This window comes from Pseudarcicella hirudinis (assembly GCF_900115665.1).
Classification (GTDB): domain Bacteria; phylum Bacteroidota; class Bacteroidia; order Cytophagales; family Spirosomataceae; genus Pseudarcicella; species Pseudarcicella hirudinis.
In genome coordinates, this window is sequence record NZ_FOXH01000019.1 from 36140 (window position 1) to 58927 (window position 22788).

General features: G+C 36.2%; 24 protein-coding genes. 18 read left to right on the forward strand and 6 right to left on the reverse strand.

What is annotated here, in order from left to right:
* Positions 1-4 precede the first annotated feature (4 nt).
* Together BM179_RS22910 and BM179_RS22915 are read right to left on the reverse strand one after the other, a co-directional pair.
* A complete protein-coding gene (locus BM179_RS22910; protein WP_092019508.1) occupies positions 5-1576 on the reverse strand; it encodes a sensor histidine kinase in 1572 nt (523 codons plus the stop codon).
* A gap of 195 nt (positions 1577-1771) precedes the next feature.
* The gene (locus BM179_RS22915) at positions 1772-2299 is read right to left on the reverse strand and encodes an SRPBCC family protein (RefSeq protein WP_229633019.1); all 528 of its coding nucleotides are present in this window, start codon (positions 2297-2299) and stop codon (positions 1772-1774) included.
* A gap of 262 nt (positions 2300-2561) precedes the next feature.
* Between BM179_RS22915 and BM179_RS22920 the strand changes: the two genes are divergently transcribed.
* From BM179_RS22920 to BM179_RS25445, 8 genes are all read left to right on the forward strand, one after another.
* Positions 2562-3527, forward strand: coding sequence for an esterase-like activity of phytase family protein (locus tag BM179_RS22920; protein WP_177219491.1), 966 nt, complete (start codon positions 2562-2564; stop codon positions 3525-3527).
* A gap of 202 nt (positions 3528-3729) precedes the next feature.
* Positions 3730-4839: a family 20 glycosylhydrolase gene (locus BM179_RS22925; RefSeq protein WP_092019511.1), complete on the forward strand. Its 1110-nt coding sequence runs from the start codon at positions 3730-3732 to the stop codon at positions 4837-4839.
* A 33-nt stretch (positions 4840-4872) separates the two neighbouring features.
* The gene (locus BM179_RS22930; protein ID WP_092019512.1) at positions 4873-6069 is read left to right on the forward strand and encodes a DUF5009 domain-containing protein; all 1197 of its coding nucleotides are present in this window, start codon (positions 4873-4875) and stop codon (positions 6067-6069) included.
* Positions 6070-6117: 48 nt separating this feature from the next.
* Positions 6118-6774, forward strand: coding sequence for an SGNH/GDSL hydrolase family protein (locus BM179_RS22935; RefSeq protein ID WP_092019513.1), 657 nt, complete (start codon positions 6118-6120; stop codon positions 6772-6774).
* A 45-nt stretch (positions 6775-6819) separates the two neighbouring features.
* A complete protein-coding gene (locus BM179_RS22940; protein ID WP_092019514.1) occupies positions 6820-7122 on the forward strand; it encodes a hypothetical protein in 303 nt (100 codons plus the stop codon).
* A gap of 135 nt (positions 7123-7257) precedes the next feature.
* Positions 7258-9756, forward strand: coding sequence for an Hsp70 family protein (locus BM179_RS22945; RefSeq protein ID WP_092019515.1), 2499 nt, complete (start codon positions 7258-7260; stop codon positions 9754-9756).
* A 57-nt stretch (positions 9757-9813) separates the two neighbouring features.
* A complete protein-coding gene (locus BM179_RS22950; protein WP_092019516.1) occupies positions 9814-10785 on the forward strand; it encodes a hypothetical protein in 972 nt (323 codons plus the stop codon).
* A gap of 91 nt (positions 10786-10876) precedes the next feature.
* Positions 10877-11035, forward strand: a complete 159-nt coding sequence (locus BM179_RS25445; RefSeq protein WP_177219492.1) for an SGNH/GDSL hydrolase family protein — start codon at positions 10877-10879, stop codon at positions 11033-11035.
* Here BM179_RS25445 and BM179_RS22955 read toward each other — a convergent pair.
* Complete coding sequence (locus tag BM179_RS22955) at positions 11028-12374, reverse strand: glycosyltransferase family 39 protein (RefSeq protein WP_177219493.1); 1347 nt, start codon at positions 12372-12374, stop codon at positions 11028-11030. The genes BM179_RS25445 and BM179_RS22955 overlap by 8 nt on opposite strands.
* A gap of 277 nt (positions 12375-12651) precedes the next feature.
* On the opposite strand from BM179_RS22955, the gene BM179_RS25450 reads away from it, so the two are divergent.
* Complete coding sequence (locus BM179_RS25450; RefSeq protein ID WP_177219494.1) at positions 12652-12825, forward strand: hypothetical protein; 174 nt, start codon at positions 12652-12654, stop codon at positions 12823-12825.
* A gap of 54 nt (positions 12826-12879) precedes the next feature.
* On the opposite strand, the gene BM179_RS22960 is transcribed toward BM179_RS25450, so the two are convergent.
* Positions 12880-13947: a hypothetical protein gene (locus BM179_RS22960; protein WP_092019518.1), complete on the reverse strand. Its 1068-nt coding sequence runs from the start codon at positions 13945-13947 to the stop codon at positions 12880-12882.
* Positions 13948-14001: 54 nt separating this feature from the next.
* Complete coding sequence (locus BM179_RS22965) at positions 14002-14718, reverse strand: YebC/PmpR family DNA-binding transcriptional regulator (protein WP_092019519.1); 717 nt, start codon at positions 14716-14718, stop codon at positions 14002-14004.
* A 376-nt stretch (positions 14719-15094) separates the two neighbouring features.
* Between BM179_RS22965 and BM179_RS22970 the strand changes: the two genes are divergently transcribed.
* Both BM179_RS22970 and BM179_RS22975 read left to right on the forward strand, forming a co-directional pair.
* Positions 15095-17338, forward strand: a complete 2244-nt coding sequence (locus BM179_RS22970) for a DUF5916 domain-containing protein (RefSeq protein WP_310586979.1) — start codon at positions 15095-15097, stop codon at positions 17336-17338.
* 11 nt (positions 17339-17349) lie between these two features.
* Entirely contained in the window at positions 17350-17742 is a 393-nt protein-coding gene (locus BM179_RS22975) for a DUF3574 domain-containing protein (protein ID WP_218159277.1), read from the forward strand.
* On the opposite strand, the gene BM179_RS22980 is transcribed toward BM179_RS22975, so the two are convergent.
* The gene (locus BM179_RS22980; protein WP_092019521.1) at positions 17739-18299 is read right to left on the reverse strand and encodes a TetR/AcrR family transcriptional regulator; all 561 of its coding nucleotides are present in this window, start codon (positions 18297-18299) and stop codon (positions 17739-17741) included. The two genes, BM179_RS22975 and BM179_RS22980, sit on opposite strands and share 4 nt — an antisense overlap.
* A gap of 178 nt (positions 18300-18477) precedes the next feature.
* On the opposite strand from BM179_RS22980, the gene BM179_RS22985 reads away from it, so the two are divergent.
* From BM179_RS22985 to BM179_RS23015, 7 genes are all read left to right on the forward strand, one after another.
* Entirely contained in the window at positions 18478-18783 is a 306-nt protein-coding gene (locus BM179_RS22985; protein WP_092019522.1) for an Rdx family protein, read from the forward strand.
* A gap of 23 nt (positions 18784-18806) precedes the next feature.
* Positions 18807-19649, forward strand: a complete 843-nt coding sequence (locus BM179_RS22990) for an SdiA-regulated domain-containing protein (protein WP_092019523.1) — start codon at positions 18807-18809, stop codon at positions 19647-19649.
* A 93-nt stretch (positions 19650-19742) separates the two neighbouring features.
* Entirely contained in the window at positions 19743-20246 is a 504-nt protein-coding gene (locus BM179_RS22995; protein ID WP_092019524.1) for a DUF2911 domain-containing protein, read from the forward strand.
* A gap of 115 nt (positions 20247-20361) precedes the next feature.
* Positions 20362-20742: a hypothetical protein gene (locus tag BM179_RS23000; RefSeq protein ID WP_092019525.1), complete on the forward strand. Its 381-nt coding sequence runs from the start codon at positions 20362-20364 to the stop codon at positions 20740-20742.
* Positions 20743-20874: 132 nt separating this feature from the next.
* On the forward strand, positions 20875-21243 hold the full coding sequence (locus BM179_RS23005; protein WP_092019526.1) for a response regulator: 369 nt from the start codon (positions 20875-20877) through the stop codon (positions 21241-21243).
* A gap of 74 nt (positions 21244-21317) precedes the next feature.
* Positions 21318-22079: an MBL fold metallo-hydrolase gene (locus BM179_RS23010; RefSeq protein ID WP_092019575.1), complete on the forward strand. Its 762-nt coding sequence runs from the start codon at positions 21318-21320 to the stop codon at positions 22077-22079.
* Position 22080: 1 nt separating this feature from the next.
* Positions 22081-22740, forward strand: coding sequence for an HAD family hydrolase (locus BM179_RS23015; RefSeq protein WP_092019527.1), 660 nt, complete (start codon positions 22081-22083; stop codon positions 22738-22740).
* Positions 22741-22788 lie beyond the last annotated feature (48 nt).

Here is a 22788-nt window from a genome sequence, read left to right on the forward strand (position 1 = left end):
AAAATTATATAGCCAGAACAAGAGATATAAAGAAATCATGATCAGATGATTGAATATCAAGGGAATAACGATCCGGGTATATCAGGTCGAGCCGCTTTTTTACATTGTCCAGGCCAACACCACTGTGTTCTTTTTCCGGATCATGCTCGTTTTTCTGAAAAAAGCTATTGTGTACTTTAAAGTACAGTTTGTCCGGATCATAGGTAAGTGTAATATAAATCCAGGAAGGTTTTCTGAAACTTATACCATGTTTGAATGCATTTTCCACGAAGGGATTCAGAAGCATGGGAGTGATAAAAATTGACCGTTCCGGTTCCTGAATATTAATCTTGATTTCTACAGAATGCGATTCATCCAGTCTCATACGCTGAATGTCAATATAATTGTATAAATATTCTATCTCTTTGCGAATGGGAATCCCTTTCTGATGGTTTTCATGTAACATAAACCGCATCATATCTCCCAGTTTTTGAATGCCTTCGGAGGTTTTTTCTGCATTTTCCTTCAAAGCAACAGCATAAAGTGTATTCAGGGCATTGAACAAAAAGTGAGGATTAATCTGTGAATGTAATGAACTCAATTTGGCAGAAGAAAGAGAAACTTCTGTTTCAAGTTGTCCTTTTTCCCGGATATTAACCCGTCTGATATAAGCTATTGCCACCGAAGCAATCAGTGCTATAGTGAAAAGCAGAACAGAAGTTTGTGGTCTGCTATAATCAAACTGATTGATAATGCCCCAGATAAACATGGCTCCCAAAAAACTGAAGCAAATAAACAGGAATATATTTGTTAAGAATTTCTGAGATTTCGGGGTTTGAATATACGGGAAAACCTGATCCAGAAAATAGGATTGCAATAGATAAACCAGGCCGGATAAAAGAGAAAATATAATCAGATTCTGCATTCCTGAATGTCTCATATTCCGGGTAATATTCCAGAAAGTGTATGGCAACTTTCCGATGAGCGCAAACATTATCAGGAATATCATGGCGGTGCCCAGCATAAAATAACTGATGTAGCGATAGTTTTTTTCTTTTTCCTGTAACAGCCTTTCATGCAGAAAGTAGAATGACTGACTAAGAAATTCGTATATGGCCAGAAATATCAGGACAACAAAGGTTCCGGTTAATACAAAAAGCTTCCGGTAATTTGAAAAGACGACAAAACCTGTTATTGACCCGTTATAATGTGTTGATATTCTGTAATACATGCGAAAATAATCATGCAGAAAGATGCTCAGAAAACAGAGCAGCAGTAAAGTTCCGCCGGAAATGAACCATAATTTTTCCTTGGATTTTCCAGCCCTGATGGAAGGATAAAAGATATAATGAGAGACATACCAGGCACAAAAGTAGAAAAGACCGCCTAAAATAATGGGAATTGTTGTGTTGACAAAAAAATCATAATGCCTTAAATCAAATAGTACTTTCTCAAAACTTATTTGATTTTCCTGAACATTTTTTACATCAGACAGAAAAATACTTTCTGCTGCAAAAATGGTTCGTTGAATATAATAGACGAATAGTATTAAAATGAAATAGAATTCGAACTTCCTGATTTTATGTATTTCTTCCATAGTTTTGACTTTCTTTGTTCAAAAGTAATAAGAGAAAGTAGACGCCTGTTATAAATGTGCCGGATGCATTAAAAAATGGGGTAAGTTTTCAGGAAAGATATGCCCCGGCTTTTAAAAATAAATAGTCGCCACCTGTCTGAACAAGTGACGACTATCTGAAACGTATAAATTACCTGGTATGTTAAGTTAAAAGTATTATTTTTCAAGAATCCCTTTCAGATTATTCAGTCCGGTTTCAAAGTCTCCCCCGATTTGCTTTTCCATATTCATAAACAAAAGCATCAGGTTCATAGGATAAGGCATATTCCCGCTCATACTCCAGGTTACTTTAGTCTGGTTGTCACTGATACTTTGGGTTGTCATAAAAACAGGACTTGTTGCTTCGAAAGGTTTGATAAACCTTAGCTCAAAGTCTATTCTTTCCCCTTCAGTAATTTTCTTGATTTCCTGTTCTCCTTTCCCAACATCATCATTTCCCTCCCAGGCTGAGATAAACCCTACAGTGCCATCTGTTCCGCTGTAAGTTTTTTTCATAGCAGGGTCTATTTTTGCCCAGACACTCCAATTGTCCTGATTCTTCAGCAATTTGAGATAATTGAATACCTCTGTTTTGGGTTTGTTAATGGTAACAGATCGTTCAACTGTGTAATCTTTGGGAGCGACAAGAGCAATAATGAGGAGCAAAGCGACAATCCCTAAGAGAATGTAAAGAACTTTTTTCATGATATTGATTTGTTTAAGAAGAAAGAACGGTTTAAAATAGCACTTTGAAGATATTTTTTTTCAATTTAAGCATTTTTTAGATTGTAGGATAGGCGTACCTTAATAATTTTTCAAAGAATTGCCTGTCAAGGATTTATATAGATTTAACGGTATTTATTTGGAGTTTGCGGAATAGTGGAGAAATTAGAATTTTCAAATATATTTATAGATGTTTAACCTGTTTGTCTTATTTAACGCATTCTATCAAAAACCAAAATTCCTCATGAAATACCTGTTAGCATTACTTTGTCTGATCGCTTTAGAGAGTGCCGGACAAAACAAACCTGTTTCTGCAAAATTTATCGGATACCAGACTATACCTTTTGAAAAAGATAAACAAGGAGGTATTTCCGGCATAGAATATAATCCTAAAGACGACAAATGGTATCTTGGGTCAGATAAGGGAATATGGGACCTTTATACTTTCAGAATCACTTATGACGACAACGGTGTAAACCCACCCGTCCGGCTGGATTCATTTGATCTCGGACCAATCAGAAATATAGAAGCGATTCGCTTGGATACCAGTGGTAATCAGCAGAAGTTTATCTTAGTGAATGAACCTGATGATATTAACGAACTGGCTGATATTTTTTCATGGAATCCTGCTGAAAAAGAGGCCAGAGTGAAAATGCAGATTCCTTCGAAACTTCATCCGTTTAAAGATAATAAAGGTTTTGAAGGGCTGGTACTGGACAAATCCGGGAATTACTGGATTGCTTCTGAGCAGGCAAGAGAAGCGGATGGAAAAATGATTCGGTTTTCCCATATTGATAAAAATACTTCCGGAATTATAGAGCAATATGCTTTTGAATATGATGCTTCTGTTTGCAAAGACAATGGTGTTTCAGAAATTCTAATGATTGATGAAAAGCGGTTTTTAGTACTCGACAGGTGTTATGATGGCTGTAAAGTATTTGCAAAGCTTTATCAGGCCGAAATTACTTCGCAATCAGTTGATGTAAAAGACAAAGAAGCATTAGCCAATATGAATCCGAATGAGTTGATGACCAAAAAAGAAGTTTTGAATATCAATTCAGTTTTATTTCCTGATAACCTTGAAGCAATGACCTGGGGCCCATCTTTCCCCGATGGCAGTAAAGCGCTGGTTATTGTGTCAGATGACAACCTGAAAAAGAAAGCACCTCAGATTACGCAGGTTGTTGTCTTCAAAATCAGTGGATTTTGATTTTTGAATTGTAAGGGTTCTCGAAAACGAAAAATAAATCGGTATTTTAATGCTGATTTATTTTCTGTTTTGAGAAAAAATCATCAGAAATGCCTGTTTCTTGACCTGTATTGCCTGTTATTGTCCATTATTTTCTTGCTAACTTATAAATTAATGGTCAACTTGAGAAAGAATTTACCTTAAACGTAACCAATCTTTCTTCATGACCAAGCTACCTTTATACATTCTGGGATTAGTCTGCCTGATTTTTACTACTAAAATACAGGCCCAGTCCAAAATTGATACATTACTTCCCGTCAGAGGGTTTTGTATCGCCGCTCCCCAGCCAAAACAACTTGACACATTTATCAGGTTTATAAATGAGGAACTGGCCACTCGCCAGATTAATATGCTGATTTTAAGAGTTGATTTTAATTATCAGTTTGAAAGCCATCCTGAACTGCGTGACAGTATAGCTCTTTCAAAAAAAGAAGTAAAAAGACTGGTGCAGGCCTGCCAAAAGAATAAAATTAAGATTATTCCTCAGATTAACCTATTAGGACATCAATCCTGGGCAAGTACCACTTATAATTTACTGAAAGTTTATCCGGAATTTGACGAAACACCGGCCGTGAAAATGCCCGAAAAATATGTCTGGCCAAATGCTGACGGACTTTATTGCAAAAGTTATTGCCCGTTACACCCGGATTTGCACAAAATTGTTTTTGCCTTAGTAGATGAAATCTGTAATGTTTTTGAATCGGAAGCCTTTCATGCAGGCATGGATGAGGTTTTTTACCTCGGTGATGATAAATGTCCGAGATGCGGAGGCAGAGATAAAGCAGAATTGTTCGCAGGAGAGGTTAACCAGATCCGCAATTTTCTGGCGCAGAAAAACAGAAAATTATGGATTTGGGGAGACCGTCTGATTGATGGAAAAACTACCGGAATCGGTATGTGGGAAGGCAGTTACAATAATACTTATCGTGCTATAGACCTGATTGCCAAAGATGTAACGATCTGCGACTGGCATTATGAAAGACCGGATCAGACGGCTGTTTATTTTGCCATGAAAGGATTGAATGTTATTACCTGTCCATGGAGAAAACCAAAATTTGCTGTGACTCAGACGCAGGATATGTTGAAATTCAGACAATCGGCAACACCGGAAATGAAACAACATTATCTGGGAATGATGCAGACTATCTGGTCGGGAGCGGGGTCTTTTTTAGATGAATTTTATGGCGTAAAAGTTAATAAGGAGGCTGGAGAAAATACGCAGGCAAACTGCTTTAAGGCACTGACAGAGGAGATTAAGAAAATTTCTAATTAACCGGAATCAAATTAACCTCAACTATAAATAACTATGGAAAACCAGTTAAAAAGAGTTCGTTCAATCGACGTGTTCCGGGCATTGACCATGCTTTTAATGATTTTTGTGAATGATTTATGGTCATTGTCCGGAATACCTTACTGGTTAGAGCATGCCAAAGCTGATGAGGATTTTCTGGGTCTGGCAGATGTTGTTTTTCCCTGTTTTCTGTTCATTCTTGGTATGGCAATTCCTTTTGCTATTCAAAACCGGATTGCCAAAGGAGAGTCTGATCCGGAAATCGTAAAGCATATCATCATCCGTTCGGTCGCCCTGCTGATTATGGGCATTTTTACTGTAAATGTACCGGATATCAATGCCCGGGCTACCGGAATCAGCAGTCAATGGTTTCAGATTCTGATGGTCATTGGTTTTTTCCTGATCTGGAACGTATATCCCAAAGCCAATGGCTCAAAAAAAATGTTTTTTCATGGTTTGCAAATTGCCGGAATCATCTTGCTGGTATTTCTGACTGTTATATTTAAAAGAGGAGAGCAGGATAATCTGACAGGAATGCTGCCAGCCTGGTGGGGGATTTTAGGGCTTATCGGATGGACTTATCTGGTTTCTGCACTAATCTATCTCTTTTTCCGTCAGAAACCTGTTCTTTTAATCGCTTCATGGCTCTTTTTTACCATTTTTACGATTGCCGGTCATAGCGGATTCCTCCAAAGTATATGGAAGGACGGTCCGAGAGACTGGATTTTGGGAAATGGTGCTTTTCATGCATTTGCTTTTGCCGGGATAATGGCGACTTTACTGCTGGAAAAATATTATACTCATGAAAGTAAAACCAAACTGCCTTTGATTTATGTATTAGCGGGCTTTGCCTTTCTGATTGCAGGATTTGCAGCAAGAAATTTTTTCATTATTTCAAAAATTCATGCCACGCCAACCTGGATATTTCTGTGCTGCGGTATTGCTTTTATCTTTTTTGCATTGGTATATTGGGTTGTGGATCTGAAAGGCAAAAATGACTGGTTTTCACCGATAAAACCTGCCGGAACAAGTACCCTTACCTGCTATCTGATTCCGTATTTGTATTATAGTCTGGCTGATTTATCGGGAATCGCCTTGCCTGGTTTTTTGAAATACGGACTGGCAGGTTTGGTCAAATCGCTTATTTATGCTTTTATTGTAATCGGAATTACGGCCGCTTTGGGAAAAATTAACATTAAACTGAAAATCTAAAGAGAGAATGCCATTTCAAAATCCCTGAAATTGCATTCAGAATCAATTATGAAAAAATTACTCATCATCTGCTTTTTACTGTCAGCCCGGTTTGGTTTTGCTCAGCATGCTTTCGAAAATGAAATCCAGACCTTCGAAAAACAGGATGCCGATGTTAAACCGGCAAAAGGAACTACCCTTTTTGTAGGAAGCTCTTCCTTTAGACTTTGGGTAACCTTTACGAATGACATGAAAGGCTTCCAGGCTATTAACAGAGGTTTTGGCGGTTCACAGATGAGTGATGTTCTCTATTTTTTCGACAGGGTAGTAAAGCCTTATCAACCGAAATGGATTTTTCTGTATGAAGGTGATAATGATATCAATTCCGGAGAAAACCCAGAAGCTATCTATGCTGAATTTCAGGAGTTTGTAAGCAAGGTAAAGCGTGAATTACCGGGAACCAGAATTGCTTTCGTGGGATTAAGGCCCAGCCTGGCCCGGTTACAGAATATGGATAAGCAAAAGCAGTTAAATTCTCTGGTAAAAAGCTATTGCTCACAGACTGAAGGCATGTATTTCATAGACACCTTCAGCCCGTTTTTTGATGAAAAGAATGAATTGCTGAAAGATATTTTTGTAGCAGATAATTTACACCTTAATACAAAAGGATACCAGATCTGGACAAATACAATTACACACTTTATGGCTGAAAAAGGGGTTAAGTAAAATTATTTTATTATGAAAAGTCACTATTAATCTAAATTTCATTCTATGAAACAGTTAATTGAAATTGCTAATCAGCTTCATGTTCTTGAAAAGAAAATAGCAAAAGCTCCTGATACAGCTCAATGTATTCGTCATATTCAAAGAATCAAGAAATCGCTTGAGGAAATGGAATTTACATATTATAGCCCTCAAGGTGAAAAATATACTGATAGCCGAACTGATGTTGAGGCTAATTTAATGGGGGAATGCTCTGATAATATGAGAATAACCGAGGTAATTAAGCCTATAGTTATGCAAAATAATAAAATTGTTCAGGTTGGAGTTGTAATTGTTGAGGCGATTGTCTAAGAATAGACAAGGCTCTTAAAGAATTATTGGATTAGCTCGGTTATTAAAAGAATTTCAGTAAAGTACAGATTTTAATTAATTTCCATACCTCAAAATATAAATTTACATCTAAAACTAACCCTTAGGCATGTACTTATGAAAACAATTAATTTTGCAATAGATTTAGGTACTACCAACTCATTAGTGGCTCATTTTACCGGAGTAAATGTCGAAGTTTTTAAAAATCCAATAGGCTTAAAAGAAACATTACCCAGTTGTGTAGCTTTTCGTGGGGATCGCGTAATCGTAGGTGAGAAAGCTCGCGAATGGCTCTTAAAGGATTCATTGAATGTTTTTTCAAGTTTCAAACGTAAAATGGGTACCGATGAAAACTATTTCGCCCCTTCTCGCAATATTTCAATATCGCCTTTAGAATTGTCTTCATTTGTTTTGAAAGAGTTGAAAAATTTTATTCACAGTGGAGAAATACCTGAAAGTGTAGTTATTACTATTCCAGCAAGCTTTGATACTGTTCAAAGTAATGCTACCAAGCAAAGTGGTTATAATGCTGGTTTTAAAGAAGTAACTCTTCTTCAAGAACCCATTGCAGCCTCCTTAGCATTTTTCAACAAGTACAATTCTACAGAGAAAGCAGAAGGGAAATGGCTTGTTTATGATTTAGGAGGAGGTACATTTGATATAGCTTTGGTTGGAGTTAATGAAAGTGAATTACGAGTTCTTGATCATCAGGGAGATAATTATTTGGGAGGGATAGATTTTGATCGCAGTTTAGTGATGAACGTTATCGTTCCAAAATTGATGCAACAAACAGGTAATCTTCAACTTCTGGAGAAAATAGATACTAAAAACAGCAATTATGAAAAGCTTTACCACATATTGTTATTGAAAGCCGAAGAGGCCAAAAAAGAACTTAGCAGCCAATTAACTAGTGAAATAGAGTTTATTTATGCTTCTGAAGAAGGTAATGAGGAAGATATCTACTTAATAATTACTCGCGAAGATCTGAAATCTGTGATAGAGAATAGTATTGAATCTACCTTATCAATGTTGGAAGCTATTTTAGAAAGAAACCAATTGTCTTCAGCCGACATTGAAGAAATAATTATGATTGGAGGAAGTACTTATATCCCTTATATCAGAGAGACAATTAGTGAAAGAACTGGTATAAAGGTAAACACTCAAGCTGATCCTACTACAGCAGTTGTCGTAGGAGCAGCATATTTTGCCGGGAATAAGCCTTTATCAAAAGCGATTACATCAGATACCCGAAGTGATGATGTCAATAGAATATCTATTTTAACAGGATACGGTGCAAGTACCAAAGACGCAGAAGAATATATTACCGCAAGCGTCAGTAATTTTAAAGAAGGACTTTTTTATCGTATTCTCAGAAGTGACGGAGGATTTGATTCAGGTTTAAAGAAATTAAACCAAAAGTTTGGAGAGTTTGTATTACTTATGCCAAATAGAGTAAATTCTTTTCAAATAAAGATATATGATAAGGATAATAATCCTGTCGATGTGGAGGTTGATATTATAAATATTGCTCAAGGTTTATTTAGCCTGTACGGACAACCTTTACCTGAAGACATTTGTATTGAGGTAGATGATTTAAATAATAATTCAACTAAATGTGAAGTTATTTTTGCTCGTAAAAGTATTTTGCCGCTCTCCAAGACTATTTATAAGGAACTTAGCAGAACAATCAGAAAATACTCTGACGATAGTTTAATTATAAACCTTTTAGAAGGTGATGCAAATCAGTATCCTAGCACAAACAAAGTAATAGGAGTAATTGAGATCAAGGCAGATATGTTAATGAATGATCTTGTAAAAGGATCTGATGTTGAGATAAAAATAGAAATGAGTGAATCTCGGGATTTATCTGTAAATACGCATTTGGGTATTAGTGACCAACAATTTAAGGGAATTTTTAATCCAACAATGCGATATGTTAATATAGCAAAATTAAAAGATGAAATCCAGGAGCTGCGAAGAGAATTGGAACTTGATCTTAACAAAGCCATAAGAAAGGAAGAATTTGAATATGCGGCTGAAATTCAGACAAAATTAGAGAGTGCAAATAGTTTATACAATCAGGTAAGGGCCTTAAAAGAAGATTCTTTTACAGATGAAAAGTACCAGTTAGATGAAGCAAAACGAAAATTAGCTAGGCAAATTTATACTAACGGGAGTATTAATAGTCGTGTTTTGAAGATTAAGGAGACATATTATGAAGAGATAGAATTACTTAATTCCTGGTTGTTTTATTTTGAGGATATTCCGGAAAAATATCAGAATGATATTAACAAATTAAAAGAGGATGGCATACAAGCCATGAGAAGTAATAGCTATATCACTGTTGAATCTCATGCTAAAAAAGCGAGTAAGCTACTACAAAACATAATACTTTATACCCCAACTTTACTATTCACATATTTTAAGATATTTGCCGAATTACCGCAAGAAAGTTACACTGACTTTAACAAGGCAAAAAAAGAGATCGAACGTGGTGAAAAAGCCATGGATAGACAACATAATGATGAACTTAGAGCGGTACTAATTTCGCTTCATAATCTGACTATTAATTCAGAAATAATAGAAACTAAAATTAAAGGAACCGGACTAGGTTAAAATGTGAAAGTGATATTACAAAATCAATTTTTTAAGCAAAAACCCTTTCATTGAAAAATGTCATATCATTCACCATTACATTTACTTGTGTGTTTGCAGATTTCTCCTGATGAAATAAACGCAGAAAGCATTCTTAGATTAAAAAGTAAATTATTAGCAGAATTTAGTTTAACCACTGATATTACGATAAACATTAATGGAACCGCTTATACAAAAGATGCTATTTTAAAGATTATTGACCAGTTAAAAGTGGTTGATGATTTAACAATTCATAAAGAAATATATAGTAAGACATCTTTGTTAAATTGGATGGAAAACCCTACACAGAAAGTATTTCCGATTGATTTGGCAAAAGACATCTTAAATACAAATACAAACAATGATTTGCTTCAAAACATAATGCTTGAAGCCTTTGGTGAATATGTTAAATTCAATTTTCAGAAAGGAAGGTTTCGATTATTTGCGAATATTTTAGATTTTATTCCAAATTTCAGCGAGGCTCATAGTTTGATAATTTATGAATCACTTTATTACGGAATAGAAAATGTTATCAATGATATTAATAATGCTAAGAAATTACCGGATATAAAAACTAATAAACTTGCATTTGGATTTATTTCTGAACCTAATTGGACTGATTTTCTGAATAATTTGCCAAGCTCTTTTGAAGAAACTCGTAATTTATATTGTGTCAGTGCTATTGATTATATAGTTCGAATTCAAAAAATAGATTATGAATGGACATATGAAATAAGTGCTCAACTTGAACAAACACTTTGTGAAGAATCATTGAAGCAGGTTATTTCCCAAAACCATGAAATTTGTGCCCGAAAAAGTAAAAGTCGTCGTGAATCTCAACTAGAAGGTCCTTGGATTTGGTTGCCAGTATTTATATTTACAGCCCTCTCTCGTATAGTGTCATGCAATAATTCTTCTAAGCCAAAATATGATTATGATCAACGGGACAATTACAAATATTCTGTTCCTGCTCCTTCTTACAGACAACCATTAGATTCATTACTTCACTGATTCAACTCAGGCAGATAGTTTTATTGACCCAGCATTGCCAGATTGAAGAACTTAGACAGGCTATATAAAAAACTTATTGTGCTGCGAATAAATGTGTAAATTCATAGACACCTTCAGCCCGTTTTTTGATGAAAAGAATGAATTGCTGAAAGATATATTTGTAGCAGATAATTTACACCTTAATACAAAAGGATACCGGATCTGGACAAATACAATTACACACTTTATGGCTGAAAAAGGGGTTAAGTAAAGGAATATCCGGAAACAATCGCCCAGATTTCTCCGGCAAAATAAAAGACAAAAGTTGCGGATAGCAGTATCATGATCCAGGCAAATACTGAAATGAAGAAGTTACTTTTTTTAGAAATGACTTCAAGACTCATGGCCATCATCAGTACAAAACCAAAAAAGGCATGAGAAAATAGCCTGGAATGGAAAAAAGGCCAATCGTCGTATTTTATTCCGGCAGCAATGGTAAAACCAATACTCGAAAGAAGAAGCAGGAAGACTGTAATATAGAAAAAGTCAATCTTAAAAGTTTCTTCTTTCTGTAAACTATAGTTTTTTAAGACCATAAAAGTCTTTTTGCAAAGTAGCAGACCTCCGTGTGCTAAAAGCAGGGTTGGAATAAAGGCAAGCATATAAATTACGCTCCCGACGTATTTGAAATTGGTTTTTGCAGCCAGTTCAAAACCATTCTCAAAACTAATATGCTTGCTCCACCAGAATGTTGCATACAGCATTAATGGATAAGAATGTCTGCTTGAATGGATCTCATCAAAAACCGGATTTTCAATGAGATTTGGTAAGTTGAAATTGATGACAGACTTAATGCCCTGATAAATATCCTGACCTCCTAATGGAAAGAAATCCAGGTTATGAACAAAAGGATTCCCTTCATAATACCAGTTTTCCAGCAGTTTATAAGAACCAAGGACCAGCATTATTGCTGAAAAACCTGCCAATGCTTTAAGGATAGCCAGCCCGGAGTCTTTCCGTCTGAATCTGACCAGAATAAGCACCCCTAAAATAATTGGTACAAAACTGATAAATGTTGTCTTGGTAAGTAAAGCCAATCCCGTCAGTATTGCCAGGAAGCGCTCATTTTTCAGAGATTGATCTTGAATGTAATCATATACTTTTGAAATAATCCAGGTTCCCATCATAAATGACAAAGGATCATTAGAAACGTAAAGTGAGTAAGTCAGATAGGTATAAGAAAAGACCGCAAGCATAAAGCTCAGGTTTTTGGAAAGCATCGGGATCGGTAATTTCCTTAATAAGTTGTAAATCAGATACAGATTGACACAGGAAAATATCAGCGAAAGAAACTGGGTATGTTTAAGTTCGGTTGGTGTATCAAAGAAATAAAAAGGCTGTGCTAATAAATAATAGAGAGGAGGATGGCAAGCCAGAAAAATTTGCCTTGTTAACGGAAGACTATGATTTTGAGCAATATAATTTACAATTTCAGCATGAGCATCTGAATTGGCCGGAGGAAGAAAGATGTAAACAATAATTCTTAGAATGAAGCCGACCCATAATAAAGATCTGAGAAAACGTACCGAATTAAGTATTCTTTTTATCATGTATTGAATCAAGTGGTATAACTGGCGGCAGGAATTTCTTAACAATAAAATTAACAAAAGATGATTTAAAATATGGTGGAAAGAGGGAAAAAGATTGTAACTCATAGCCTCATTACCATCTGTAAAACTGATTTTCAGGTAAAAAGTAACAAGCTGTTTTCAAAAATTAAGCTATAGACTGAAGTATTTCGCGGGATTTATAAAATTTTAAATAGTCAACTTGGAATATTCTGATTTTTTCATAACTTAGTCCTAATCTTTCAAAAACCATCATTCTATGGAAAATAGCCACTCACATTCATCAGATTTACCAAACTGGGTTTTAGTAGCCACGTTTGTCTTTTTTTTATTTATTCTCTGGTATTTTACCGACACTTTTACCGCCGTTTTAGGAACTATATTGGAAGGAGTAGTTTTTGCAGTTGCCTATGACGCTGAGCATGAACATTAATTTTAGTATATTTTAGTTTTCATTTTATTAGCTAATGGATCATGAGCTCATTAGCTAATTTTTTTGCCCTAGTTCTCCGGCAATTTTCTGTTCCCATTTACTCTGCTCCGCCTCATTCAATCCATGTAAGGTTTCCTGATCATATTTTTTCTGCATGATATTCATTTCCCGGTATAAATCAATGAATAATAACTGAAACTGGCTGTCGTAATCTTCAATGGAAAACTCTGTTTTCAGAACTTGGGCTTTAAAACGTTCTACAATAAGTTTGGTCAGATCAAAATGGGTCTGTTCATGTTTCAGACTATAATCTCCCGGTGCGTCAATGGATTTCCACGACATGTCTTTAAGCATGTAAGTCTTCATGGTCAGTTCAATCACCAGACTATCATGTTCGTATTTTACCGGAGCGAGATATTCGAAGTTGCTAAAAATCTGAGCTGTGTATCTTGACGTGCTAAGTGGTTTTGCCTGAAAATCATTCCAGGTCAGTTTCCGATCAGGATGATAGAAGACCGTATCAGTATCATTACCGAAATAGTAATCCGGTTTAACTAAAACCCGAACACCTTTTGCAAATTTCGGGTTGATATATTTCTGGATGCCAAACCATTTATTATAGAATTTTGTGGCGGAAAGCATGGCATTTTTAACCAGCCAGTCTATATGTTCCGTGTCATCTTTGCTCGGCCTTGAATAAATAAAATTAGTTTTAAAGTTGCATAAAGGTACATAAGTTGAATCTCGGAATATCTGAAAATCAATATCTACTCCCAGGTTCCCTTTTATTTTGGCTGGAGATTCAGGAATTTCACGGATATTAAAGTCATTAATTTTCAGGATGATATTATAGTCCGTGTCGGCATTCTCCGGATTTTTTGAGAAAAAACTTCTGATTGCGGTAAGATAATTCTTTTGAAGAAACAGGGGACGCTTCTCATTGTCGGATCTGATAATGATTTTAGATGATTTATCAGCAGATTTACGGTTATCAATTATTCCGGTAACGGAACTTTTGGTAAGGATAAGAGGCAGTGGTATTTTTTGGAAAGTGACCTGGACTTCGCTATTTTGTCCGGACAGCGAAATAGAAAGAAACAGCAAAGGAATGATATATTTCATTTTCAGGAAATTATGGCATGAATTGGCTCATGCCATAATCCAAAAATAAAGAAATTATTTCATATTATGATATACGTTTTGAACGTCATCATCTTCTTCTAATTTCTCAATAAGTTTGTCAACATCAGCCATTTGCTCATCTGTAAGCTCCTTGGTATCGTTAGGAATCCTTTCAAAATCTGCTCCTAAAATTTCATGCCCGTTTTCTTCAAGAAACTTTTGAATTGCTCCGAAAGCAGTGAATTCGCCATAGATGTTTACCTGATTGGTTTCAAGATCAAGGAAAATTTCTTCCGCACCATAATCAATTAATTCCAGTTCAAGTTCTTCAACATCAATGGCATCTGTTTTAGCAATTTTAAAAACAGATTTACGATCGAAAATAAAGTCAAGCATACCTGAAGTTCCTAAACTTCCTCCGGTTTTATTAAAATAGCTTCTTACGTTAGCGACAGTCCGGTTTGTGTTATCGGTGGTAGTTTCTACCAAAACAGCAACTCCGTGCATGGCGTATCCTTCATAAACAATTTCTTTATAATCTTCCTGATCTTTAGAAGTGGCACGTTTAATAGCTCTTTCAACATTGTCCTTAGGCATGTTGGCTGCTTTAGCATTTTGTATAATTGCTCTTAAACGGGAGTTTGAGGTCGGATCCGGTCCGCCTGCTTTTACAGCTAATACAATGTCTTTACCAATTTTCGTGAAGGTTTTTGCCATTTGCCCCCACCTTTTGAATTTTCTAGCCTTTCTAAATTCAAATGCTCTTCCCATTTTTTGAGTTTTTGATTATTCAGTTATATGTAATTCTGTTTGAGATTAGGAAAATAGAAATTATGAAAATTCTTCCCGTTTTCTTAATGTGAATGCAAAGTTAAAAAAAGATGTGAAAACAGAGAAGCACTCCTTTATTCTCTGTGCTATTCTCTTTTAAAGTTTGCGCCCTTACAACTTTAAAAATATTTAAAAAAATTTTACTTCAGATTATTGTCTCAATTCATATAAATACAATGCCAATTGTCTTATTCTCTCCGCGAACAACCAATTTATTATCTTAACAAAAGTTAACCGGGTGCCTGAGTTTTGATTAATAAATGTTAATATTATACTTTTACGACAATATTTCTACATTCACAATAATAATTAATCAGTGAGCATAAAACATTTACTTCATTTACTACTAACATTTATTACATATATTGCATTTGGGCAAAAAAAGAACGAGGGCTTTCAGATACATGTTGAAAGGACCTCTGCTGCTATTTCAGTGGACGGAGTTCTGAACGAATCTGCCTGGACAAAAGCTCAGACAACTTCAGATTTTTATATGGTTACTCCTGTGGATACTGGCCTGGCTTCCGTAAAAACCATTGTAAAGCTCACCTATGATAATCAGAATCTCTATATTTCAGCCGTTTGTTATAATAAATTTAAAGGGAAAAATATCGTAGAGTCACTTAGAAGGGATTTTACTTTTAATAAAAACGATCACTTTTTGATTTCTATAGACACTTTTGATGACCTTACCAATGGCTTTACTTTTGGGGTAAATGCTGCCGGAGCACAATGGGACGGACAAGTGTATGAAGGAAGTAAAGTCAATGCCAACTGGGATAACAAATGGCAGTCTGCTACTAAATCTGATGATGAAAAATGGGTTTTTGAAGCGGCAATTCCATTTAAAACCATGCGTTATAAAGCAGGTATCGGCAGATGGGGAATCAATTTTACCAGGTATGATATAAAAGCGGGAGAAAAATCTTCATGGGCCCCTGTACCGCGGCAATTTGATCCTGTAACGCTTGCCTTCACGGGTGTGCTGCTTTGGGATACCCCTCCACCCACGCCTAAAAATAATATTTCTGTTATTCCTTATGCACTTAGCGGCGTTTCCAAAGATTTTCAGGCTGAAACAAACACCAGCTTCCGCAAGGATCTGGGGGGGGATGTAAAAGTGGCTGTAACTTCTTCCATGAACCTTGATCTCACGATCAATCCTGATTTTTCTCAGGTTGATGCCGATCGGCAGATTACCAATCTTAACCGCTTTAAGCTGTTTTATCCTGAAAAAAGGCAGTTCTTTCTTGAAAACGGTGATTTGTTTGACAATTTCGGGTTTGACGGATTAAGACCGTTTTTTTCAAGGCAAATAGGATTAAGTCTTAATCCGAACACCTGGCTTTATGAACCTGTGAGGATTCAGTACGGACTTAGATTGAGTGGAAAACTTGATAAAGACTGGAGATTGGGGCTGATGAATATACAGACAGAAAGCAATTCTGAGGCAAGTTTACCAACGCAGAATTTTTCGATTTTCTCTTTACAACGAAAAGTATTTTCCAGATCCAATATTTCTTTACAATTGATAAATAAGGAATCGTTTGGACTGGATGAGAAACTCCATCCTAATTCTTCAAAATTCAACAGGAACCTCGCACTTGAATATAACCTTGCTTCCAAAAATAATAACTGGACAGGTAAAGTGCTGTATATGAAATCTTTCTCTCCGAAAGATTCCTCTGATTCTTTTGTACAGGCTGCCAATGTGACCTACCAGAATACGAACTGGTATTTGTCGTGGCAGCATGAATACGTCGGGAAAAACTATAATGCTGAAGTCGGATTTATCCAGAGAACCGGGTATTATAAGATTAATCCTTTTGCAGGATACTATTTCTATCCTAAAAACCCACATAGCAAGATCGCTAACCGGGCTGTTTCAATTAATTCAGTTTTTTACTGGAATAAGCAGAATCTTACAGATAATGAAACTACACTTTCCTATGCTGTAACTTATAAGAACCGTTCCGCCTTTCTGATTTCAGGAGCAAACAGCTTTATAAAATTACAGGCACCCTACGATCCGACTAATCAGGGAATACCCAATATTACCTTACCGGCAGGTTTCGACAGCCGATGGACTTATGGATTGGTGAATTATATTTCTACGCCGCAGAAAATGCTGACCTATTCCTTACTCGGACGTTACGGAGGATATTATGCCAATGGGAATTTGCTGACAATCAGCGGAGAACTGGGGTACAGGTTTCAGCCATACATGAGTTTTTCGGTCACGTATGAATACGACCATATCAGAAATATACAGATTCCTGATAAAAATTCAATGGACGGAAGTATTAAAACCACCTCCGGTGTGGAATTATGGCTTATTACTCCCAAGCTGGATTTTACCTTTACAAATAAGCTGTTCTTCACAACCTTTATTCAATACAACAAACAACTCAGTAACCTGAATATTAATGCCCGTTTGCAATGGCGTTATAAACCTGCTTCAGACCTGTTCCTGGTTTATACGGATAATTACTTTTCAGATAATCTTCTGGCTAAAAACCGGGCAGTGGTATTGAAATTTACCTATTGGTGGAACCTTTAATTATGAATAAAATGCATCGTAAGATTATCCCAGCAATCCTGATAATAGCTGCAATAGTAACTTCCTGTTCGGCAGGAAAAACTATGAAATTTACGAAAACCGAGCTGTTTTTCGGACTGTCTGTTCCGGATGGAACTAAAGTTACTGCGCAGCAGTTTCAGGCTTTTTCTGATACAGTAATTGCTAAATCTTTTTCAGAAGGATCTACCATTTTTGATGCCAAAGGACAATGGCTGGGGAATAATGGCGTTTTAGTTTCTGAAGATACCAAAGTCGTTATGGTTCTCAATAAAATGACACCTGAAACTTCCCGGAAAATCGATGAAATCAGAGAAAAATATAAAAAATATTTTAAACAGGAAGCTGTGCTGAGAATCGACGCAAAGGTAAAAGGAGCATTTTAAGAAGGAAGATTTGCCAGGGCTCTTTGATAACATTCCTGGATAAAAGAATTTTCCTGATAAATTCTGGACATCATCACAGCTCCCTCAAACTCTATTACCGTTTGCTGGGCCAGTTTTAAGGCATCTTCTTCTGAATGATTGCTAAGGTATAAGTGAGTTAAAGCAATAATCCAGCTCTCGAAAATTTCTTTAATAATTGTTCTGAAATCAGGATAAATGGCAACAGTTTCCAGGGTGATATTGCCAATAATACAACCACTTTCCTTACTTAGTAAAGTCTTCCCAAAAGACTTCAGTAGTCTGGAAAGTCGTTCCCTGGGAGAAAGACTTTCATCAAAAACTACCGGATTTACCCGTTCATTCAGGTAATTTTTAAGTTCAGTAAGTACGGCTTTCATGATAGCTTCTTTGCTCTCGAAATAATGATAGAAACTACCTTTCTGCAAACCTACCGCTTCAGCCAGGTCCGACATAGAAGTATTATGATAGCCTTTTGAACGGAAAACGTCCGTTGCTTTACCAATAATTTCTTTTTTTGTTACTTTTTGAAGGGGCATCTGCTGAAAAGAATTTTCCGTATAAACAAACGGTAATGCTAAGATGAAATTTTATCTTTTTCCCGGCAAATTTATCTTTGATTTTGTAATAAAAGCTAAATTGCCTGAAAAGACTTTCATAAAAACATTTAAAAACCGGGAAAAATAGTAATGTGCAGAAACTAATTACTCATATTTAATGATTCAGAAACCTAAAATAACGATAGAATATTGTCCGAAATGCGGCTGGCTGCTTCGATCGGCCTGGATGGCTCAGGAATTGCTCAATACTTTTACAGAAGAATTGAAAGAAGTTGCGCTGAGACCCAGTGAAGTAAGCGGACGTTATCAGATTTTTCTGGAAGAAACCTTAATTTTCGACCGTAAAAGAGAGGGCCATTTCCCGGAAGCAAAAGAATTGAAACAAATTGTCAGAGATCTTATAGCACCAGGCAGAAATCTTGGGCATATCGACAAACATTCATCAAATCAAGATCAGTCATAAGGATTTAATAACCTGTAACAATAATGAAAAAAATACTCTATTCTTGTTTAATAGCATCTTTTGCCCTGTCATCATGTCATTCCCAGAAATCGGAAAAGAAAAATGAAGTAGTCAGTGATTTTAAACTAAATTATAATTTCAGTAAACCGGATCAGAAATATATTTTACCCGATGTCCTGGAAGAAATTTCGGGACTGTCATATTATAAAGGTAATCAGCTGGTTTGTCTGAATGATGAGGAAGGAAAGGTTTTCTTTTTTGATTATACCACCGGAAAAATAGTAAAAGAGATAAAATTTGGTAAAAAAGGCGATTATGAGGGTATTGAAGCAGTTGGGGAGAAAATATATGTCATGAAAAGTAATGGCGAACTTTACGGCTTTTTGCCTGAAGAACCCCGTGAATCTATTATTTCGGTAGATTTTGATGGCCAAAATGAATTCGAAGGTTTATCTTATGATCCCAGACATAAGTATTTTCTGATGGCAGTAAAGCAAAGGGAAAAAGAACTTGATGATGTAAAAGTAGTTTATGCTGTAAGCGCAAGTCAGAAAAAAGCATGGAAAGTAATAGGAATACCTTTAGAGGCCCTGTTTGATAAAAATGTAAAGAAAAAAGAACGGGTTTTTAAGCCTTCAGGGATATCTGTTCACCCGCTTAGCGGCGATATTTATATTTTGGCATCAGTAGGGAAAAAATTACTCATTATCGGAGACGATGGAAAGAAAAAAGCCTTCATCAGTCTGGATCCTTCACAATATATTCAGCCGGAAGGGATCTGTTTCAGCCCGAACGGAGACCTTTTTATCTCTTCTGAAGGAAAAGGAGGAGCAGGATATATTTTGAAATTTAGTTATAAAAAATAAAAATATTGTCATTTTATAGAACTTTATCTGTAAATTTCGTTTATTCGATTAGTACTAAATCTTAAACGTAACATAATAATCCAATTTAAAACAATGAAAAAATTATTTGCAATTGCCCTTACAATGCTTGCATTTACAAGTTTTGCACAAGAACACAAAACTCTTGCTTCGCCTCCTGCCTCAACCTCAGCTAAAATTGGTAATGCCTCGTTAACAATTACTTATCATCAACCGGCAGTAAAAGGAAGAAATGTTTGGGCCGGAGATCTTGCACCTTATGGTAAAGTTTGGAGAACCGGTGCTAACGATGCAACAAACCTGACTGTATCCGAAGATGTAACGATTGAAGGTAAAAAACTTGCTAAAGGTACATATGCTTTATTTACCATTCCGGGAGAGAAAGAATGGGTAATTATCATCAATAAGACTGCCAAACAGTGGGGAGCTTATGACTATAAAGAAGCAGATGATGTTTTGAGAGTAAAAGTACCATCTAAATCTCATGCTATGACTGAACGCTTCACTATTAAGGCAGAAGATTCGGGTAAGGTAGCTTTATTATGGGATAAAGTTGAAGTAGATTTTAATGTGAAATAATTAGAAAATTCATACAGAAAATGCTGTTTTCGCAAGGAGACGGCATTTTTTGTTACATACTTAAAATACATTTGAACCTGATACCTGAACTTTCACAATCATCTCTTTTATTTTTATGAAAAAAAATCTATTCATTATTGCATTAATGACATTTTCGTGTCAATTTGCTTTCGGACAAGTTGTTGTCAATGGTAAAAATATAAATGAAGATGCCCGTGTAAAGTATTTAGAAGTTTCTATAAATAAATGTTTGGGAGTGAAAGGTCTTTGTGTAGAGGTGGATTTCGGGCAGGAAATAGGTGTCTGGTCAAGAAAGCAGAAACAACTGACGGATACAGGTAATAAAACATCCGGGTTCAACAGTAAGGTAGCTCTTTTCAACTTTTTATTTGTGAATGGCTGGGAATACGTTTCCAGCGAACAAATCCCGGCACAGCTAACAGAGTCCGGGAATCCTGTTACCCAATATCTTTTCAGGCGTCGAAACTCAAAATAGATTCAAAAAGTATCCGGATTTTATCTAAATAACATAATTACTTCGCAAACTGAAGGCCTCAGGCATAAAATCATTTGAAATGCGAGCAGCCCTTGTTAAATTTACAACTTAAACCCCTTAAAACCGAATTCGATGAAAAAAGTGTTAATCGCCGAAGACAGTTCTGTTATCCAAAACCTTGCGAAGAAGATATTGGAATTTCAAAATTTCGAAATTCACTCAGTTAAGAATGGTCAACAAGTCTTGGATGCTCTGGAAAAAGAGCAATTTGATATCTTATTATTGGATATTAATATGCCGGTTATGGATGGTATGGAATGTGCCAAAGCTGTAAGATCATTGCCTGAACCGGAAAAAGCAAATCTTCCAATGATCGCGATTACCGGAAATGCCCGTAATTATTCAATGGAAGATTTTAAAGAAGCCGGTTTTAATGACTTTTTAGCAAAACCACTTAATTTTGATGCATTAGTTGCTCAGGTAAAGGCCTTAACCGAGTAATGATTTAGTTATGAGTGGCAGGTTTCAGCTCAGGACATGACAAAACCTGCCGCTTACAGGTCATCAGATATTATATGAAAATTACCTTCCTGGGTACCGGCACTTCGCAAGGAGTTCCTGTTATAGCTTGTGGTTGTGAAGTTTGTCGTTCTCTTGATTTTCGGGATAAGCGATTAAGGGTATCTGTTCATCTGGAAGTTGATGGAAAAAGTTTTGTGATAGATACTGGCCCGGATTTCCGCCAGCAAATGCTTAGAGAACGAATTAACCACCTCGACGCCGTAGTTTTTACACATGAACACAAGGACCACACCGCTGGTCTGGATGACGTCAGAGCCTATAATTTTTTCCAGAAAAAAGACATGCCTATTTATGGCCGTCCTTCTGTTCTGGAGCAGATCAGACAAGAATTTCATTATGCCTTTGCCGAAGTTAAATATCCCGGCATTCCTCAGATCAAACTTCATGAAATAGATGATCAGCCTTTTGAGATAGAGGGCGTAAGATTTATTCCTGTCAATGTAATGCATTTCAAATTGCCTGTTTTCGGTTTCCGGGTCGGTGATTTTACCTACATTACTGATGCCAATTATATTTCCGATACCGAAATTGAAAAAATAAAAGGCTCTAAAATCGTTGTGCTGAATGCCTTGAGGAGAGAGAGTCATATTTCACACTTTACTTTATCCGAAGCTATTGAGGTTTTGAATAAAATCCAGCCGGAAGTAGCCTATCTGACACATTTAAGCCATCAGATGGGCTTACATGCGGAAGTTGAAAATGAATTACCCGAATTCATCCGACTAGCCTACGACGGCCTTAATCTAGAAATTTAACATGACTACAATTGCATTGATTTTTGACATGGACGGGGTTTTGGTAGATAACCTTCAGTACCATGTGGAGGCCTGGCTTGCCTATTGCCGTAAACATGATATTCCTCTCACACGGGAAGAGTTTTTTGAACACCTGAACGGTAAAAATGCCCGGGATACCTTTGAGTATTTTTATAAGAAACCGATTGATACCAAGGTGGCAGATGAATTGAATGAGGAAAAAGAAATCCTTTACCGTGAAATTTATAAAGACCATATCAAACCTGCCGAAGGATTGATTACACTACTGAAAGATCTGAAATCGAAAGGCGTGAAGCTGGCCGTTGGAACATCTGCAGCAAAGAATAACATTGATTTTACTTTGGATAACACTGGAATCAGGGAATATTTTGATGAAATCATTGATTCTTCGATGGTTAAAAAAGGCAAACCTTTTCCGGATATTTACCTGAAGGCAGCCGAAAAACTAGGAGTACCCCCGACGCATTGTATAGTAGCAGAAGATGCCTTAATGGGTATTCAGGCAGGTTTAAGTGCCGGTATGAAAGTAATTGGTGTTACCACCTCACATACTGCGCAGGAGCTTAGCCATACCGATCTGCAAGTGCAGGATTTCAGAGAGGTAACTTATGAAAGTTTGTTAAAATTATTGAGTTTATAATTTCTCAGAAGATTCCCTGAAAATATAAAGAGGTTTCATCTTTACAAA

Excerpts from the sequence above, each read along its gene's own strand:
- BM179_RS22910 (WP_092019508.1), bottom strand. The coding sequence starts at position 1,576 with ATGGAAGAAATACATAAAATCAGGAAGTTCGAATTCTATTTCATTTTA.
- BM179_RS22915 (WP_229633019.1), bottom strand. The coding sequence starts at position 2,299 with ATGAAAAAAGTTCTTTACATTCTCTTAGGGATTGTCGCTTTGCTCCTC.
- BM179_RS22920 (WP_177219491.1), top strand. The coding sequence starts at position 2,562 with ATGAAATACCTGTTAGCATTACTTTGTCTGATCGCTTTAGAGAGTGCC.
- BM179_RS22925 (WP_092019511.1), top strand. The coding sequence starts at position 3,730 with ATGACCAAGCTACCTTTATACATTCTGGGATTAGTCTGCCTGATTTTT.
- BM179_RS22930 (WP_092019512.1), top strand. The coding sequence starts at position 4,873 with ATGGAAAACCAGTTAAAAAGAGTTCGTTCAATCGACGTGTTCCGGGCA.
- BM179_RS22935 (WP_092019513.1), top strand. The coding sequence starts at position 6,118 with ATGAAAAAATTACTCATCATCTGCTTTTTACTGTCAGCCCGGTTTGGT.
- BM179_RS22940 (WP_092019514.1), top strand. The coding sequence starts at position 6,820 with ATGAAACAGTTAATTGAAATTGCTAATCAGCTTCATGTTCTTGAAAAG.
- BM179_RS22945 (WP_092019515.1), top strand. The coding sequence starts at position 7,258 with ATGAAAACAATTAATTTTGCAATAGATTTAGGTACTACCAACTCATTA.
- BM179_RS22950 (WP_092019516.1), top strand. The coding sequence starts at position 9,814 with ATGTCATATCATTCACCATTACATTTACTTGTGTGTTTGCAGATTTCT.
- BM179_RS25445 (WP_177219492.1), top strand. The coding sequence starts at position 10,877 with ATGTGTAAATTCATAGACACCTTCAGCCCGTTTTTTGATGAAAAGAAT.
- BM179_RS22955 (WP_177219493.1), bottom strand. The coding sequence starts at position 12,374 with ATGATAAAAAGAATACTTAATTCGGTACGTTTTCTCAGATCTTTATTA.
- BM179_RS25450 (WP_177219494.1), top strand. The coding sequence starts at position 12,652 with ATGGAAAATAGCCACTCACATTCATCAGATTTACCAAACTGGGTTTTA.
- BM179_RS22960 (WP_092019518.1), bottom strand. The coding sequence starts at position 13,947 with ATGAAATATATCATTCCTTTGCTGTTTCTTTCTATTTCGCTGTCCGGA.
- BM179_RS22965 (WP_092019519.1), bottom strand. The coding sequence starts at position 14,718 with ATGGGAAGAGCATTTGAATTTAGAAAGGCTAGAAAATTCAAAAGGTGG.
- BM179_RS22975 (WP_218159277.1), top strand. The coding sequence starts at position 17,350 with ATGCATCGTAAGATTATCCCAGCAATCCTGATAATAGCTGCAATAGTA.
- BM179_RS22980 (WP_092019521.1), bottom strand. The coding sequence starts at position 18,299 with ATGCCCCTTCAAAAAGTAACAAAAAAAGAAATTATTGGTAAAGCAACG.
- BM179_RS22985 (WP_092019522.1), top strand. The coding sequence starts at position 18,478 with ATGATTCAGAAACCTAAAATAACGATAGAATATTGTCCGAAATGCGGC.
- BM179_RS22990 (WP_092019523.1), top strand. The coding sequence starts at position 18,807 with ATGAAAAAAATACTCTATTCTTGTTTAATAGCATCTTTTGCCCTGTCA.
- BM179_RS22995 (WP_092019524.1), top strand. The coding sequence starts at position 19,743 with ATGAAAAAATTATTTGCAATTGCCCTTACAATGCTTGCATTTACAAGT.
- BM179_RS23000 (WP_092019525.1), top strand. The coding sequence starts at position 20,362 with ATGAAAAAAAATCTATTCATTATTGCATTAATGACATTTTCGTGTCAA.
- BM179_RS23005 (WP_092019526.1), top strand. The coding sequence starts at position 20,875 with ATGAAAAAAGTGTTAATCGCCGAAGACAGTTCTGTTATCCAAAACCTT.
- BM179_RS23010 (WP_092019575.1), top strand. The coding sequence starts at position 21,318 with ATGAAAATTACCTTCCTGGGTACCGGCACTTCGCAAGGAGTTCCTGTT.
- BM179_RS23015 (WP_092019527.1), top strand. The coding sequence starts at position 22,081 with ATGACTACAATTGCATTGATTTTTGACATGGACGGGGTTTTGGTAGAT.